Origin of the sequence: Williamsia herbipolensis (genome assembly GCF_036153515.1) — a bacterium.
Taxonomy (GTDB): Bacteria; Actinomycetota; Actinomycetes; order Mycobacteriales; family Mycobacteriaceae; genus Williamsia_A; species Williamsia_A herbipolensis.
The window spans coordinates 2,516,203-2,532,991 of the sequence record NZ_CP108021.1; the positions used below are offsets into that span (position 1 = coordinate 2,516,203).

At 69.4% G+C, this 16,789-nt stretch carries 12 protein-coding genes; 7 read left to right on the forward strand and 5 right to left on the reverse strand.

Annotated elements, in window-relative coordinates:
- Positions 1–21 precede the first annotated feature (21 nt).
- From OG579_RS11290 to OG579_RS11305, 4 genes are all read left to right on the forward strand, one after another.
- A complete protein-coding gene (locus tag OG579_RS11290) occupies positions 22–3,306 on the forward strand; it encodes an arabinosyltransferase domain-containing protein (protein WP_328859223.1) in 3,285 nt (1,094 codons plus the stop codon).
- 109 nt (positions 3,307–3,415) lie between these two features.
- Entirely contained in the window at positions 3,416–4,414 is a 999-nt protein-coding gene (locus OG579_RS11295) for a cytochrome c oxidase assembly protein (protein WP_328859224.1), read from the forward strand.
- An 81-nt stretch (positions 4,415–4,495) separates the two neighbouring features.
- Entirely contained in the window at positions 4,496–5,179 is a 684-nt protein-coding gene (locus OG579_RS11300; RefSeq protein ID WP_328856007.1) for a hypothetical protein, read from the forward strand.
- A 65-nt stretch (positions 5,180–5,244) separates the two neighbouring features.
- Positions 5,245–7,080 (forward strand): ABC transporter ATP-binding protein, encoded by a 1,836-nt coding sequence (locus OG579_RS11305; protein WP_328856008.1) that lies wholly within the window; start codon positions 5,245–5,247, stop codon positions 7,078–7,080.
- A gap of 6 nt (positions 7,081–7,086) precedes the next feature.
- Here the strand turns inward: OG579_RS11305 and OG579_RS11310 are convergent, their stop codons facing one another.
- Positions 7,087–8,031 (reverse strand): glycosyltransferase family 2 protein, encoded by a 945-nt coding sequence (locus OG579_RS11310; protein WP_328856009.1) that lies wholly within the window; start codon positions 8,029–8,031, stop codon positions 7,087–7,089.
- Positions 8,032–8,245: 214 nt separating this feature from the next.
- Between OG579_RS11310 and OG579_RS11315 the strand changes: the two genes are divergently transcribed.
- Positions 8,246–9,031: a glycosyltransferase family protein gene (locus OG579_RS11315; protein ID WP_328856010.1), complete on the forward strand. Its 786-nt coding sequence runs from the start codon at positions 8,246–8,248 to the stop codon at positions 9,029–9,031.
- 43 nt (positions 9,032–9,074) lie between these two features.
- Here the strand turns inward: OG579_RS11315 and OG579_RS11320 are convergent, their stop codons facing one another.
- Positions 9,075–10,259: a glycosyltransferase gene (locus OG579_RS11320; RefSeq protein WP_328856011.1), complete on the reverse strand. Its 1,185-nt coding sequence runs from the start codon at positions 10,257–10,259 to the stop codon at positions 9,075–9,077.
- A gap of 69 nt (positions 10,260–10,328) precedes the next feature.
- Entirely contained in the window at positions 10,329–11,519 is a 1,191-nt protein-coding gene (locus OG579_RS11325; RefSeq protein ID WP_328856012.1) for an acyl-CoA dehydrogenase family protein, read from the reverse strand.
- Between the two features lie 206 nt (positions 11,520–11,725).
- Here OG579_RS11325 and OG579_RS11330 point away from each other — a divergent pair, with 206 nt between their 5' ends.
- Entirely contained in the window at positions 11,726–13,081 is a 1,356-nt protein-coding gene (locus OG579_RS11330; RefSeq protein WP_328856013.1) for an aminotransferase class I/II-fold pyridoxal phosphate-dependent enzyme, read from the forward strand.
- 6 nt (positions 13,082–13,087) lie between these two features.
- A complete protein-coding gene (locus OG579_RS11335) occupies positions 13,088–13,597 on the forward strand; it encodes a DUF2505 domain-containing protein (protein WP_328856014.1) in 510 nt (169 codons plus the stop codon).
- Here OG579_RS11335 and OG579_RS11340 read toward each other — a convergent pair.
- Both OG579_RS11340 and OG579_RS11345 read right to left on the reverse strand, forming a co-directional pair.
- The gene (locus OG579_RS11340; RefSeq protein ID WP_328856015.1) at positions 13,563–15,164 is read right to left on the reverse strand and encodes an NAD-dependent epimerase/dehydratase family protein; all 1,602 of its coding nucleotides are present in this window, start codon (positions 15,162–15,164) and stop codon (positions 13,563–13,565) included. The genes OG579_RS11335 and OG579_RS11340 overlap by 35 nt on opposite strands.
- Positions 15,161–16,771 carry an MFS transporter gene (locus OG579_RS11345; protein ID WP_328856016.1) on the reverse strand — a complete coding sequence of 537 codons (1,611 nt, stop codon included), beginning with the start codon at positions 16,769–16,771 and terminating at the stop codon, positions 15,161–15,163. Before OG579_RS11345 ends, OG579_RS11340 begins: the two co-directional genes overlap by 4 nt.
- Positions 16,772–16,789 lie beyond the last annotated feature (18 nt).

Genomic DNA, 16,789 nt, shown 5'->3' on the forward strand with positions numbered 1-16,789 from the left:
CCGCCGACCTCGGCGCGGCGCATGCGCATCGTGCGGATCGTCGCGATCGTCACCGGCCTGCTCGGTGCGCTGCTCGCACTGGCGACGCCGTTGCTGCCGGTCAACCAGACGACGGCGTCGATGTCGTGGCCCCAGAAGGGTGTCGGCCAGAACGGGGTGGGCGACATCGCCGCCCCGCTGGTGTCGTTCGTCCCCATCGACGCCGACGTGACCGTGCCGTGTGCGGCCGCCGCGCGACTGCCCTCCTACGGCGGCAACCTGCTCTCGACGATCCCCACCGCCGGGTCGGACGCGTTCGCGCGCGGCCTGTTCGTCTCGGTGACGTCGGAGCAGATCCAGGTCACCGACCGGAACGTGGTGCTGGTCAACACCCCACGCGCACAGGCCCAGAGCGACGCGGACTGCTCGATCGTGATGCGGTTCGACGGCACCCGGACCCGCGCGGAGATCCGCGGCCTGCCCTCGGGCGCGTCCGGCCAGCTCTCGTTCGATGTCGCCGACCCGAACCTGCGACCGCAGATCGTCGGTGTCTACACCGATCTCCCGAGCTCGACCCCCGCCACCGGGCTGTCGTTGCGCGCCACGATCGACACCCGATTCGTCACCACCCCGACGGCCCTGAAGCTGACCGCGATGGTGCTCGGCATCGCGATGACGCTGCTGTCGCTGATCTCGCTGGGCATCCTCGACACCGGTGACGGGCGACGCCACAAGCGCTTCCTGCCCGCGAAGTGGTGGACCCTGCGACCGATCGACGGCGTCGTCATCGTGGTCCTCGGGCTGTGGTGGTTCCTCGGCGGCAACACCTCCGACGACGGCTACAACTTCACCGTCGGTCGCGTCGCCGACGCCGCCGGTTACCCGATCAACTACTACCGCTATTTCGGTGTGCCGCAGGACCCGTTCGGCTGGCACTACCAGGTGATCCGCGCGATGACCCACGTCAGCCTCGCCGCACCGTGGATGCGTCTGCCCGCCTTCCTGCTGGGGCTGCTCGGATGGTGGTTGCTAAGCCGCGAGGTGATCCCCCGTCTCGGGCGCACGGTCCGCCACTCCACCCCCGCGCTGTGGACGTGCGCCGCGGTGTTCCTCGCGATCTGGCTGCCGTTCAACAACGGTCTGCGCCCCGAACCCGCCCTCGCCGTCGGCGCCCTGCTCACGTGGTGCGCGGTCGACCGTTCGATCGCCACCGGACGCTTCCTGCCGTTGGCCACGGCCACGATCTTCGCGGCGTTCACCCTCGCGATCGCGCCCGGCGGTCTGATGGCCGTCGCCGCTCTGGTCGCCGGCATCCGCCCACTGGTGAAACGTCTCGCGAAGCGCCGGCACCGCGACGGGCTGCTGCCGATCCTGGCGCCGATCCTCGCCGCAGGCACCGCGGTCCTGTTCGAGATCTTCGCCGACAACACCCTGTCGGGGGTCATCACCAGCTCGAAGGTCGCGAGCGAGGTCGGACCGACGCTCGAGTGGTGGCAGGAGCCGGTGCGCTACTACTACCTGTTGCTGCCCAACCAGGTCGACGCCTCGCTGGCGCGCCGCTTCGGCATCCTCACCATGTTCCTGCTGCTGATGTTCGTGATCCTGGTGCTGCTGCGGCGCCGGTCGCCGCGCGGCATCGCACGCGGGCCGGTGTGGCGCCTCGTCGCGGTCATCCTGGGCACCGTCTTCATCATCTCCTTCACCCCCACCAAGTGGACGCACCATCTCGGTGTCTACGCCGGGATCGCGGGCGGCCTGGCGGCGGCGGCCGGGGCGATGGCGGCGCCGGCGATCCTGCGCCGACGTCGCAACCGCACCTTCCTCGTGGCGGCCCTGTTCTTCGTGATGGGCATCGCGTTCGCGGGCATCAACGGGTGGTGGTTCGTCGGCACCTACGGCGTGCCGTGGCGTGATCGACCGCCGGCCATCGGCGGCATCCGCATCTACTGGCTCCTCCTCGCGCTGTCGGTGATCACCGCCCTGATCGGGTTGTGGCAGCACCTACGCGACGATCACGTCGACGACGTCGTCGCACAGGGCCGCGGATCGAGCAGCCGATGGCGCACCCCGCACGGCGCGATCGTTCCCACGCTCATCGCCCTCGTGGTGGTGTTCGAGGTGCTCTCGCTCGTGAAAGGTGCTGTCGTACAGCGCAACAGCTTCTCGTGGGCGTCGAGCAACGCGCGTGCCCTCACCGGGAACATCTGCGGCATGGCCAACGACGTCCTCGTCGAGACCGATCCGAACGGTGGCCTGCTGGCGCCGGCGGCGGTCGCGGGCCAGTCGCCGACCACCTCACCCGGTGACGCACTCGCCGGACCGCAGCCGTCGCAGGGCTTCACCCCCAACGGGGTGCCGAACGACCTCTCGGTGGACACCACCCAGAACAGCGACGACGACGCCACCACCAGCAGCTCGACGAACACCACGCAGGGTTCGGCGGGCTCCGACGACGCCGCGACCGGGGACGCCTCGACCGAGGGCGGTACCGGTGGCGGCCAGGGTGCGCGCGGTGTCAACGGGTCGACGGTGAAGCTGCCGTTCGGACTCTCCCCCGACCGCACTCCGGTGCTCGGCAGCTACGGCGGTCCGGGCGGGTCGCTGACCAGCGATTGGTACCGGATGCCCGCGCGTTCGGCCGACGCCCCGCTGCTCACGGTGTCGGTCGCGGGTGCGGTCGAGGCGAAGAACGGACTCGGGATCGTCAGCCAGGGCCAACAGGTGCGGGTCCAGTACGGCCGCGTCGGCGCCGACGGTGCCGTGGTGCCCGTCGGACAGCGATCCCCCATCGACGTCGGCGAGGCTCCGACGTGGCGCAATCTGCGGTTCCCGCTGTCCGACGCGCCCGCGGGGGCGAACGTGGCGCGACTGCTCGTCGCCGACACCAGCGGCAGCTCCGATCAATGGGTCGCGGTCACGCCGCCGCGGATCAGCACCCTGCGCACGCTCGAGCAGGTCGTCGGCCGCACCGATCCGGTGCTCATCGACTGGGTGCCCGCCTTCGTGTTCCCGTGCCAGCGACCGATGTCGGTGCGCAACGGCGTCGAGGAGGTGCCGAAGTGGCGCATCCTGCCCGACGCGGGTGCGACCCGTCAGAACAGCCAGACGTGGATGTCGGGCAAGGCGGGTGGACCGCTGGGCCTGACCGAGGCGATGCTGCGGCCACAACTGCTGGCGACCTATCTGCGCAACAACTGGGGCAACGACTGGGGCTCGCTGCAACGCTTCAGCGAGATCCTGCCCGCGCAGACGGCGAGACTGACGATCGGCGAACAGACCCGGTCGGGTCTGTGGGATCCCGCACCCATGCGGGCGATCGGGTACTGACCCCGGAGGGGTCGAATCGGACCTATCGGACAAGGCGCGCACGTGGTGTGAGCTGCGACGATGATCCTCGACGCCGGGCGCGGCCGAGGGGATAGTGGGTCGGGTGGACATGACACCGATGGGCCCGCCCGACATCCTCACCGACTGGACCGCGACACCGGTCTGGTGGGCGGTCATGATCGTCGCCACCGCGGCCTACCTCGTCGGTGTCGCGCGGTGTGGTCGCGCCGGTGGCGCGTGGCCGTGGTCGCGGACCGCGGCGTGGTCGGGCGCGATGGCGCTGCTGGTGGTGACGCTGAATTCGAGCGCCGCGACCTTCGCGCACCATCTGTTCTGGATGCACATGATCACCCACCTGTTGCTGATCATGGTGATCCCGCTGTTGCTGGTGCTCGCGCAGCCGGTGCGCCTGGCGATGGAGTCGTCGGGGCCCGTCGGCGCCGGACGGGTCCGTGCGGTGATGACCCACCGGGTCACCCGCTTCGTCACCTCACCCGCGTTCTCGGTGCCGGTATACGCGGCGGTGCTCGTCGGCACCCACCTCACCGGTTTCCAACAGGCCATGAGCGAGCACGGCTGGATCCACACCTCGGAGACGGTGGTGTACATCGTGAGCGGGTACCTGCTGTTGCTGCCGACCATCGGGGGCGAGTTCAGCGGCCACGATCTGTCTCATCCGGTCCGCTTCGTGACGCTGTTGATCGCGATGGGCCCCGACACCCTCGTCGGCATCGTGCTCATGCTCACCGACCGCCCGTTGGCGCCGGCCTACGGCGAGTCGCGGCTCGGGTGGGGCCCCGACGCGTTGGCCGATCAGAACATCGCCGGAGCCATCATGTGGTTCGGCGGCGACGGTCTGATGATGCTGCTGCTGGTGCTGGTCGCCGGTCAGTGGATCCGGGCCGAGACGCATCGGAAGCCGGGCGAGGCGCGCCGGGTCTCGTGGTTGGACCGCGCCCGACAGGAGGCGACGCTCGCCACCGGCTCACAGGGTGACGCCACCGGGAACTCCTACGACATCGACGGGGACGACGCCGCGCTGGCGGCCTACAACGCCCGTCTCGCCGCCCTCCACGCCGCGGAGGGCGCCTCGCGCACGCGGCGGTAGCGCGAGGGTCGTGACCTGCGCCAACAATCACGCCGCACTGCTATTCTCCTCTCGCCGGGGGGCTGGACGAAGGACGGTTCCGTGCGCGAGGAGATCGACTACGAGGCCACCAAGGCCGCGTTGCGGGCGCAGGTGTCCGCAACGCCATCGGCTCATCACGCGGCGTCGGCCGGATGGCGCTGGTTCAGCGCCGTGGCCGGTGTCGTCGTCGTCGTGTGTGCGGTGACCGTCACCCTGTGGGCCACCCACGGAGGTTCGGAGGCGCAGATGCGTCTCGTCCCCAGCGCCGGACACGAGTCCGCACACTCCTCCCCGTCCTCCGACGCCACGTCTGCGCCCGCAGGCGCTCCCGCCCCCGCCGCGATCGGCGCGCCCACGCCGGCCGCCGCACCGATCGAGCCGGTCGCCGCCCCGGCTGCCGACGATGCCGTCGTCCCCGGGGACGACGGCGCCGACGTCGGTGTTGGTGTCGGACCCGTCGCGCCCGGTCCCGTCGTCGCACCGCAGACCGATGCCGCCGGCGCCGCCACCCCGTCGCCGACCCGCGACGGTGGCACCCCGTCGCGACCGTCAACCGGACCCGCGGCACCCACACCCGCACCGTCGACGGTCACGCCCCCGCCCGTCACCGCACCGCCCGTCACCGCACCGCCGAACACCGATCCGGCGCCGTCGAGCGGTGGTGGCGGCTCCGACCCCGGCGGCAGCGGTGGTGGCGGCGGACAGTCCTCCGGCGGTACCGATTCGGGCGGTACGTCGGGCTGAGGAACGTGGCCGTTGTCACGGCCGCAACTCGGGCGACGGTCGGGAACTCTGGTTCACTGTTGCGCATGGGCGAAGAACCGACGCACGAGGTCGAGCCACCTCGCACACGTCTCCTCTGGGAACTCATCCGTCCACGCCTGCCGCTGTTCGCGCTGGCCATCGTGGCGGGACTGATCGGGTCGGCCGCGCGCCTCGGCACACCTCTGGCGACGAAACACATCCTCGACTCGGTCAGCGGCAAGTCCGGTCTCATCCCACCCCTGGCGATTCTCATCGGTCTGGTGATCATCAGCGCGGCCGCTCAGTGGTGGCAGTTGGTCACCCTCGGCAACCTGTCCGAGGGGGTGGTCTACGACGCTCGACGTCGCATGAATCTCCGCTTCCTCTACGCGCGGCTCACCCCGCTGCAGCGAAGCCCCGTCGGGGAACTCGTCACCCGCGTGACATCGGATTCGGTGCTGCTGCGCGAAGCCGCGTCCTCGAGTGTCGTCGGTGGCGTCAACGGCGTGGTGATGCTGGTGGGCGCGCTGGTCATGATGGCGATCCTCGACATCACCCTCGTCGGCGTCACCCTCATCGCGGTGTTGGTCCTGACGTTCCTCTTCGGCCGCATCCTGCCCTCGATCGCCAAGTCACAGGAGCGCGCCCAGGCCGCCGTCGGCGAACTCGGCGGTGAACTCGACGGCAACCTCCGTGCCATCAAATCCATCAAGGCCGCGATCGCCGAGGAGCGGGTGCGGACCCGGCTCGACGAGATCGCCGCGCGCTCACGTGATCTGAACATGTTCGCGGTGCGGCGTCAGGCGCTCGCCATCACCACGTCGTTCACCGGCGTGCAGGTCTCGATCCTCGCCATCCTCGCCTTCGGCGCGGTACGGGTGTCCTCGGGTGCGATGACCGTCTCGACGCTCGTGGCGTTCCTCCTCTACGCCTTCCAGATCGGCGATCCGATCGGTCAGCTCAGCACCAGCCTCACCCAGCTGCAGGCGGGACTCGCCGCGGCGCGACGCATCCGCCAGGTCGACGCCATGCCGGTCGAGGGCGGTTCTCCGCAGGGCGGGTCGAACGGCACCGGTCCGCGGCATCGCGCGGGCCACCCCGTCGCGGAGTGGCAGCCCAAGCGGAGCGTCCCCACCGGCGACGGGTCGGGGATGTTGCTGCGCAACGTGTTCGCCAGCTACCCCGACGGCGATCCGGTGCTCAACGGCATCGACCTGCGGATGCCGAGCCGTGGCCACGTGGCCCTCATCGGCCCCTCCGGCGCGGGCAAGACGACCCTGCTCTCGCTGCTGCTGCGGTTCCTCGAGCCCGACAGCGGCGAGCTACGTCTGGGAACCCATGCCTACCAGGATGTCTCGGCGTCGACCACACGCACCCACTTCGCCTACGTCGAGCAGGAGTCGCCCCTCATCCCGGGCACGTTGCGCGAGAACCTGCGACTGATCAACACGCACGCGACCGACGAGGCGATGCACGAGGTCCTCGACCGCCTGTCGCTACGCAGCGTGGTGGACACCCTTCCCGGAGGGCTCGACGCCGAGGTGTCGATCAACTCGCTCTCCGGTGGTCAGCGTCAGCGCATCGCCGTGGCCCGCGCGCTGCTCGCCGACCGCCCGGTGCTGCTGCTCGACGAGGCGACCGCCCAGGTCGACGCGTTGACCGAGCACGCGATCCACGACGCGATCGTCGACCACGCCCGCACCGGTCTGGTGATCACCATCGCCCACCGACTGTCGACCGTGGTCGACGCCGACATGATCGTGGTGCTCCAGGACGGGCGCCTCATCGCCCAGGGCACCCACGAGGAACTCCTGGCCAGCAGTCCGCTTTACAAGGACCTGCTGTCGGCGCTGCGTATCCCCACCGACTCGGCCCCCGAGAACGCCGCCGAGTTCGGCTGAACCCCGTCAGTCACGGTTCGCACGCAGCCGGCGCGCTCGGGCGAACTCGTGAAAGGGCAGGGCGAGCACGAGGCGTAGGCGTCGGAGTCTCTGCCCGCGCGGTCCGCGCAGCGCGTAGACCATCGACAAGGGGTGGCTGTTGAGGGTCCAGATCGCCCCGTAGAGCCGTGCGCGCCAGGGCATCGCGGAGTCGGCGACGACGGCCCAGATCAGGCGCGGACGGTCGATCCACTCCTTCCATTCCGACTGGTTGGCGGCACTGAGCGTCGTCCCGGTGTGGTGCCGCACGGAGAGTTCCCGGTCGACGAAGGTGATCCGACCGCCGGCGCTGACGTGCAACCACAGATCCATGTCGAACGACTGCACCATGTCGGTGTGGAAACCGCCGGCGCGCACCGCGTGCGACCGCCGGAACATCACCGAGGTGGGTTCTCCGAACCAGTTGTTCAGCGCTCCGCGCAGCATGTACTCGGTGATCAGGTCGTCGGCGCGGTTGACGGTCCCCAGCGCTCGGAAACGATGGTGGAGAACGCTGCACCACCGGAGGAACTCGGGGTCATCGGAGACGACGCGGCGCGGTGCGAACGCCATCGCGACGTCGGCCTGCGTGAACGTCGCCGCCAGCGACGACAGTGCGCCGGGCAGCAGTTCGTCGTCACCGTGGACGAACTGGATGAGCTCGTTCCGTGCGAGCTCGATGCAGCGGTTGTGGTTTCCGGCCGCGCCGAGTCGGACGTCGTTGACGACGACCCGGTCGCCGTCACGGATCAGACCGCGAGCGATCTCGGCCCCACGATCCGAGGACGCGTCGTCGACCACGAGGATCTCGACGTCGTCATGGTCCTGTAAGAGCACGCTGCGCAGAGCGCGTTCGACGGTGTCGGCGTGGTGGTAGAGCGGGATGCAGACGGTCACCGACGGCAATCGGTGCACACGCTGGTTCCGGTCCATGTCGCCCGACGGTAACGACGCCCCTCGCGGCCCACAATCGTGCGGACGATCGAACCGCCCACCGGCCGCACCTATGACGTAGATCACATAACCGCCGATTCTCTCTGGAGTCGCAGGCCACGGACCCGCGGCCGCGATCCCGGCCGTCGGACGAACACACGACGATCGCTCGGCGGCGGTTCACAATCGTGCAGATGTGCGGGACAGTCGAGAGATGGCGAAGACTCTTCTGGTCACCGTCCCCGTCTTCGGGCAGATCGAGTACACCCACGCGCTGGTCGGTGATCTCGAGCGCGAGGGCGTCGACTACATGATCGTCGACAACAAGGGCGACTACTCGCCGGTCGCCGACGAGCGCGTGCACACGCCCGGTCGGAACACCGGGTGGGCGGGGGGCTCGAACCTGGGCTTCCGCACCGCGTTCGCCGAGGGTTACGACGCCGGGATGACGCTCAACAACGACGTCAGGATCTCGCGCGGTTTCTTCGACGGCATCCTCGACGAGCGGCTTCCCGACGACGCGGGCGCCGTGGTCGGTGTCTACGACGACGGCGCGCACTTCGCGATGCATTCCGAGCACGAGGGGCCGGCCGCGGAGTACGAGCCGCGCGACGCCTACCGCGAACTGGCGGTGTGCGACGGCACGGCGTTGATGCTCACCCGCGAGGCGTTCGTCGCCGTGGGCGAACTCGACGAGCGCACCTTCGGCCGGTTCGCGTGGGGCGCGGACGTCGACCTGTCCCTGCGATTGCGCGAGGAGGGATTCCGAATCGTCGCGACCGAGCGCAGCTTTCTCAACCACTTCGGTCGCCGCACCGCCGATGTCGTCGCGGGACGACGCCGCTACCAGCTGTTCGGCGGCTTCAGCATGTCCCGCGGACTGAAGCGGATCTACGGGAGGCACTGGAGCAGACGGGTCGCAGCCGAGACGGTCGACGTCCTCAGCCTCGACGACCACACGGTCCTGCACACCACCTCGCTGGCCGACCGCTCCGCCTGACCGTCGACGGTGGACCCGCTCACGGTCCCCGGCTCGCTCGGGCTCAACCCGAACGACCCTCACGGGCATGCTCGATCGCGGCGTCGACGACCTCGACGAGTCGCTGCCGGAACACCTCCGGGGAGCATGCGTCGGCGACGAAGGCGAGCGCTCCGTCTCTCGCCGCCTGCCACTGCTCGGCGTCGCGGTACAGCCGTGCGCAGGCCAGGGCGAAGCCCTCGGCATCGTCGCCGATCGCGACGGTCGGTTCGTCCACCTCGAGTTGGTCGGCGAGCTGCCGGGTGACCACGCAGGGGATTCCCTCGTTCATCGCCTCGGTCACCTTGAGGGGTATCCCGGCGGAGTACCGGGTCGGCGCCACGAAGACCCGCGATCGGTCGTAGAGCTCGCGGAGGTCGTCCACCACACCGAGGACGAGAACCCGATCCGATCGCAGGGCCTCGATCTCCGGGGAGTCGACCATCCCGGCGACGCGAAGGACGTACTCGTCACCGATGAGACGGTCGAGCGCCGGCATGATCTCGCGGACGAAGTACCGGACCGAGTCGACGTTCGGGGTCAGGTCGGGAGGCCCGGCGAGACGACCGACGAACAGGACGTCGCGCCGTTCCTCGAACCCCGCGGGAGGATCCGGCCGAACCACGGTCGCGTGGGGCAGGACCCGTGTGGGGATGTCGACCCCGGATCGGATGGCGGCGACGTCCGACGATCCCGCCGTGGCGACCGCGTCAGCCTCGGACATCAGCTGCAATTCGGTCCGGAGTTCCTCGTGGTACTCCGCATCGGACATCACCGGTGGATACAACGCGCGACGGAGCTTCTCCCGCACGGTGAACAGCGCCTCGGCGTCGTAGATCAGGGGTGGACGCCGAGCGCCCCATCGCGGCTTCCAGCCCACGGCCAGCAGGGTCCGCATGGTCGGAGGTCGGCTCACGAACAGGGCATCGTACGCGGCGCCGTCGGTGCGGAGAACGTTCCACAACCCCCACCGCCCCTGCCCGCGGCGGAACCGGACACGCCTGCCGAACAGGACCTTCATGCGTCGGCGTTCGGCACGCTTCGACCACATCGGGTAGTGGTCGACCTCGAACCCGGCGTCGACGAACGCGGAGACGATCTGGTACGCACGCGGAAGACCGGCGCCGAGAAGGGGATCCGGCACGAACTGGTCGACGATCAGGATGCGACGCGACGACGACGGCGACTCGGCACGCTTGTCGGCGAACACCGGTCACGACCTCCCGCCCTGCACCACTCGGTCAGACGAACGGTACCGATGCGCCGCCGGATGCACCACTCAGGCGAGACGGAACTCCTCGCCGCGGTGGTAGGCGAGCAGTGATCGCTGCGTCTCGGTGGTCGACGGCGGGTGGAACGAGAACGCCTGCAGGACCGACTCGAGATAGGCGATGTCGGGGTCGGTGATGAAGGCGATGCCGCCGAGCGCCGAGGTCGCCGCCGAGGCCACCCGCAACAGCGAGGTGCGCAGCGCGGTGCGGATGAACAGCAGGCGCGCCGAGATGTCCGCGCCGCGCTCACCGGCATCGAGTGCCGCGGCCACCGATTCCAGTGCCGCCATGGCGGATTCGAGTTCCGCCGCGATCGGCGTGTAGGTCGCGGCGTCGACCCGGGGACTGTGCAGCAGACGCTCGAGCAGGGTGCTCGCGGCGCCGATGTAGCCCGCGGATGCGAGCAGCCCGAACCAGAGGAAGCCGGTCATCTCGTGGATGCCGTCCGGGTCCTGCATGGTGCCGATCATCATGAGCGCTGCGGGGACGCGCACGCCGTCGAGGATGACCTCCTCGCTCTCCGCTCCGCCCAGGATGGGCGAGGTCCAGAACGGTTCGATGCTGACGCCGGGCATCTGCGCGGGGATCAGCCCGACGGCCTTGCGGCCACGACCACCCTCGGTCTCCTTGGCGTCGAGGCTCGCCGCGAGGAAGGCCATCGAATACGCCATGCTGCACGGCTTCTTGCGGCCCGTGACGACGTAGTCGCCGGTGTCCTCGTCGTACACCGCCGACACGGTGGGGATCAGCGTGCTCCCACCGACTCGCCCCTCGGCGAACGCCGACGCGATCAGGGCGTTCTGTTCGACCACGCTCTGCAGAAGGGCGAGGTCCTCCTCGGGACCGGTCAGTGCGATCTGCACGATGGTCGCGATCGACAGGTGGTGCATGACGGTGGCGACCGCCAGCGACGGCGACGCCGCCCCGATCGCGCGCTGCACCTGCAGGGCCTCGACCGCCGAGGCGCCCTGCCCGCTGATCTCGACGGGCACGATCAACCCGCACCCGCCGGCCTCGCGGAACACCTCGAGACCACGGTTGCCGGGCGCCTCCCGCTCGGCGAGGGTGGTCTCGGAGAACCACTGCGCGAGAACGGGCATCCGTCGCGCCAGCGCGGCGCGGGCCTGTGCGAGCAACACCCCGCTCTCCGCCGAGCTCTCCCGCCCCTCGTTGACACGTGCCCCCACTGCGACGCTCATCCATCCCCCGATTCACCGTCACCGCGCGCCGACACCGACCGCGATGGTGTGATGGGTACCACATACCGAACCGTATGGAAACCGTTTTCAGACAGTTCTCCACAGATGTTGAGCATGGTTGTGACCGTTGTGGAAAGTGGACAATCCGAGCCCCTCGCGGCTGTGCGCCTCGATAGCGTCGGGAGCACACGTACCGGGGGGTTCTCATGTCTTCGCAATTGATTCTCGACCGCATCCGCCACGACAAGCGCGTCTGGGCGTACCGCGTGATGCGCGACAGTGACCAGCTGCCCTTCTACCGCGTGATGAACTCCGTCAACGCGCCCACCGTCCCGGTGGAGGGGCGCGAGTGCGTGATGCTCGGGTCGAACAACTACCTCGGCATGGCCGATCACCCGAAGGTGCGCGAATCGGCCATGGCCGCGCTGCGCAAGTACGGCACCACGGTCACCGGCAGCCGACTTCTCAACGGCACGATCGATCTGCACATCGAGCTCGAGGCCGAGCTGGCCGCATGGCACGGCACCAAGAACGCGCTGCTGTTCACGACCGGTTACCAGGCGAACCTTGGTGCGATCTCCGCCCTCGTCGGCGTCGGCGACACGGTCATCGTCGACTCCGCCGCGCACGCCTCCATCTACGACGCGGCGCGCCTGAGCCGCGCGAAGATCCGCGCGTTCCGTCACAACAACGCCGCACAACTCGACGAGCGCCTGAGCCGTTCGGTGGGAGCCAAACTCGTCATCGTCGACGGCCTGTACTCGATGGAGGGTGACCTCGCCCCACTCGACGCGATCGCCGACGTCTGCGAGAAGCACGACGCCGCACTGATGGTCGACGAGGCGCACAGCGTCGGCGTCCTCGGCGAACGGCGCACCGGCGCCGCCGAGCTCTACGGTGTGGAGAAGCGCATCGACGTGCGCATGGGGTCGTTGTCGAAGGGCCTCGGATCCACCGGCGGGTTCGTCTGCGGCAACCGCGACATCGTCGACGCACTGCGCGCACACGCCCGGACGTTCCTGTTCACCACCGCCGCCGTCCCCGCGACCCTCGGTGCGGCGCTCGCCTCGGTGCGCATGCTGCAGACCGACGAGGGACGTGAACGCGGCACGCGCACACTGGCGAACGCGACGTACCTGCGCGACGGTCTCGTCGCCGCCGGCATCCCTACGGTGGACCCCTCCCCGCTCCCCGACGGTACCGAGGTGGTCTCCCCCATCGTCCCGGCGTTCTGCTACACCGAGCTGCGGGTGTCCAACACGTGGCGAAAGCTGTACGACGAGGGCGTGTTCGCCGCGGTCGCGATGTTCCCCGCGGTCCCACAGAACAAGGCCATGCTGCGTCTGTGCGTACAGACCGAGCACACCCACTCGCAGCTCGATCGCGCGATCGACGCCCTCACCCGGCACCTGCCGCCGATGGACTTCCAGGAGACCGACGCGACCAACTACGCCGCGGGAGCGGTCAGTTCGGCCGAGGCCGCCGGTATGGACGATCCCGAGAACAGCGACGCCGCCACCGACTTCGCCGACGAGCGGGTACCGGCATCGGCACTGGGCTGAGCGCCGGTGCCGTCCGAGATCTCACACGTCGAGCCCTACCCGTGCTCGCTGGATCGGCTGTACACGACGCTCACCGACGAGCAGTACTGGCGTGACCGCGTCGCGACGATGGCCGGTGGTGGGGGTGCGCTGATCAGCTGCACCGCAGACGCTTCGGGCTTTCGGGCGGTCGTGCGTCAACCGATCCCCGCCACCTCGATCCCCGCCGCCCTCACCCGCTTCGTGCCGTCACGAGTGCACGTGGAGTACACCGAGTCGTGGCTGCCCCGCGAGACCGATCACGCAGCAGGCACTTTCGTGTCGACGGTGGTGTCGATGCCCGCGCGCATCGACGCCCGCGTCGAGTTGCGGGCGGCGGGCCCCGACCGGTGCGACATGCACTTCGCCGGCATGGTCACCGCGTCGGTACCCGTCGTCGGGGCCATGGTCGAGAAGATGATGGCGGCGCAGACCGCCGAGGGTTTCCGGATCGAGCGGGAGTTCACCCTCGACTGGCTGGCACGCCCACGCGTCTGACCGCACCGAGGATCGCCTCGGCGATCCGTCGCTGCCCCTCCCCGCTGCGCAGGTCGTCGGCGACACCCACGGCCACCCGGGTGTTCGTGGCCGGCGCGGTCGGGGTGCCGCTGCGGCCCCGGCCTTTCCACGGCAGACGCGCGCCGGCCCGGAAGTCGAGCAGACCGTCGGGTCCGTCCGGTGCGGACGGGCGCCCACGCTGCGGGCCGGTGAGTTCCACGACGACGGTCGACGGGTCGGGTTGCACGGCAGCCACGGAATCGACTGCGCGTGCGTGCCCGCGGCGGGTGCCGCGGCGACCGCTGCTCAGTCCGTGACCCGGGGTGTCGACGACGACCACGGTGAGTCCGTCACGTGCGAGGCGCGCGGCCAGCGGCGTCACGTAGCGGGCGTGGTTGCGCCCGGCCACACCGAGCACGATCGTGGGTCCGCCGACGCCGGTGTGCACCTCGGCGTGCACGCCACCGACGGGGGTGTCGAACGTGATGTGACGGATCCGCGTGAGGGCGTCGTCGACGTCGCCGATCAAGTCGCCGATGGCCGAATCGGTCTCGGCCCATCGTCGCAGCCGGCGAATCGCCGGTTCGAGCGCGACCTCGGCCACCCGCGACGACGGCAGGACCTCGGCACCGCCGAACAGCGGCCGCCCACGCAGCAGGATCATCGCGGCCGCGACGTCGTTCGAGGTCGCCGACGGTTCCCAGCCGGTACTGCGGCAGAAGAGATCCGGGTCGAGTGCGGCCTCACCCGAGGAGATCCAGTGCGACGAGAACGGCACCACCCGCAGCCGGTACCCGATGTCGGCGAGCAGGCGCAGGAGCCGCAGGGGCGCGGCCGTGACCGCCTGACCCTGCATACGGGCCAGGGTCGGCACCGGGGTGTGATCGCGAGGAGCGATGTTGAACGGGCCGTTGAGATCCGACGTGGCGGCCAGGTGGAACGCGCGGGCCATGTCGTGCTGGGTCATGAACTGGTAGTGCGACATCGACGGGTCGGGGAAGGCGATCGCCATGCCGGTCAGCATGTCGATACCGTCGTTGGCGACGTCGGCACCGACCACGAACGTGGGCCGCAGCATCGCGATGGTCATCTCCCCCGGGTGGCGTCGGAGCCACCACTCCACGAAATGTTCGACCTCGGCCTTGTCGAAGAAGTAGTAGCGGCTCGGGTCCGAGGTCGGGAATTCGTCCTCGGTCACCGGCACCGGGAGATCGGTGGCGCCATAGGCACTCGCACTCGACGCGATCACCATGTGCCGCACGCCCGCCCGATGCGCGCATTCGACGGTGTTGCGGGAACCGCCGAGGTTCACGTCGCTGGAAGCGGACTTGTCGCGCTGCTCCTCGACGACGAACGCGAGGTGGATGACGACGTCGCACCCGGTGAACACGCGCTCGAGCTCCGGCGAACGGATGTCCGCGCGCACGTTGTCGAGCTTGCGGTGGTGCACCCGCGGCTCGCACCGACCCAGGCCGATCACGCGGTCGATCGTGGGGTCGGCCAGCAGGACCGGGAGGATCGCGGTACCGAAGTCACTGGTGGCGCCGGTGACGGCGACGGTCGTCATCGTTGTTCCTGGGGAGTGGCCTCCGGTTCGTTCGCCACGCCTTCTCTCGCGAGCGCCTCGACCTGATCACCGACGATGCCCGACGTGCGGTACCTCCGCGGGAGACCGATCGCGACGACGACCGCGCACACGAACACCGCGCCCGCCCCGAGGTACGAGGCGTGCGACGAACCGGTGAGTGCGGCCTGTTTCATCTGGTCGATGAGGGCGTTGCGTGCGGGATCGAAGAAGGCGGGGATGTCGCGTTCCCGGATCTGCAGAACGCTCAGCACGCTGGAGCGCGCGTACTCCTTCTCGGTGTCGTTCATCAGCCCGGCCGGGATGCCGTCGACGATCGTCCGGACGTGGGTCAGGTAGTACGAGCTGGCGATGGAACCGATCACCGCGACACCGAGGGTGCCGCCGATCTCCCGGGTGGTGTCGTTGACAGCCGAGCCCGCGCCCGCCTCGTCGAGCGGCACCGACGACATGATCGACTCGGTCGCCGGCCCCTGGATGATCGCGATGCCGATCGCGAGCAGGATCATCGCCGGCAGCACCAAGGTCAGGTAGGAGCTGTCGAGTTCGACCTGTCCGCCGACGATGAGGCCGGCGCCGATGAGCACCAGCCCCAGCACCAGCGGCGGCATGGTGCCGACCTTCTGGGCGATCACGGTCGCCGTCGGTGCCGACACGGCCAGCGCCGCCGCGAACGGCAGCGTCGCGATGCCGAAGGCCAGCGGCGTGTACTCGCGGACCCCCTGGAAGTACTGGGTGATGAGGAACAGGAAGCCGAAGAGGCTGAAGTAGCCGACCGCGATCGCCAGGGCGGGCAACGCGAACGGCCGGATCCGGAACAGTCGCATGTCGAGGACCGGTGAATCGGTGGTCAACTCGCGTCGGATGAACGCGACGACGAGGACCACCGACAGCGCGAACCCGATGAGCGTGGTCGCCGACAGCCAGCCGTAGCGCGGGGCCTCGATGATGGCGAACACACCGATCGAGATGCCCGCGATCGACAGGACGACGCCCGGCCAGTCGAGCCGACCGACGCTCGCCGCCTTCGAGTTCGGCACCAGTCGCCACACGAGGAACAACGCGACGGCCGCGACGGGTACGTTCAGCCAGAACACCGAGTGCCACGAGAAGTGTGTGAGCAGGTAGCCGCCGGAGATCGGTCCGATCGCGACCGCGACACCGGCGATCGACGACCAGATCCCGATGGCGAGCGACTTCTCCTTCGGTTCGGGGAAGATATTGGTGATGATCGCGAGCGTCGCCGGCAGCACCGCGGCGGCGAAGAACCCCATCAGCGCCCTCGACACAAGCACCCACGCCATGTCGTCGGCGACCGCGCCGATGATCGACGACAGCCCCAGGCCCGCGAGACCGCCGGCGAGCATCAGCTTCCGGCCGTACCGGTCGCCGAGGTTGCCGAAGGCGAGCAGGAAGCCGGAGAACGTCAGCGTGTAGGCATCGACCACCCACTGCAGACCGGTGATCGACGTCTCGAGCTCGATGCCGATCTGCGGCAGGGCGACGTTGATGATCGTCATGTCGAGCACGATGAGGAGCTCGCACACGCAGATCACTGCGAACGCGGAGAGCTGACGTGTGCGGGACAAGGGAACTCCTCGGGCGTC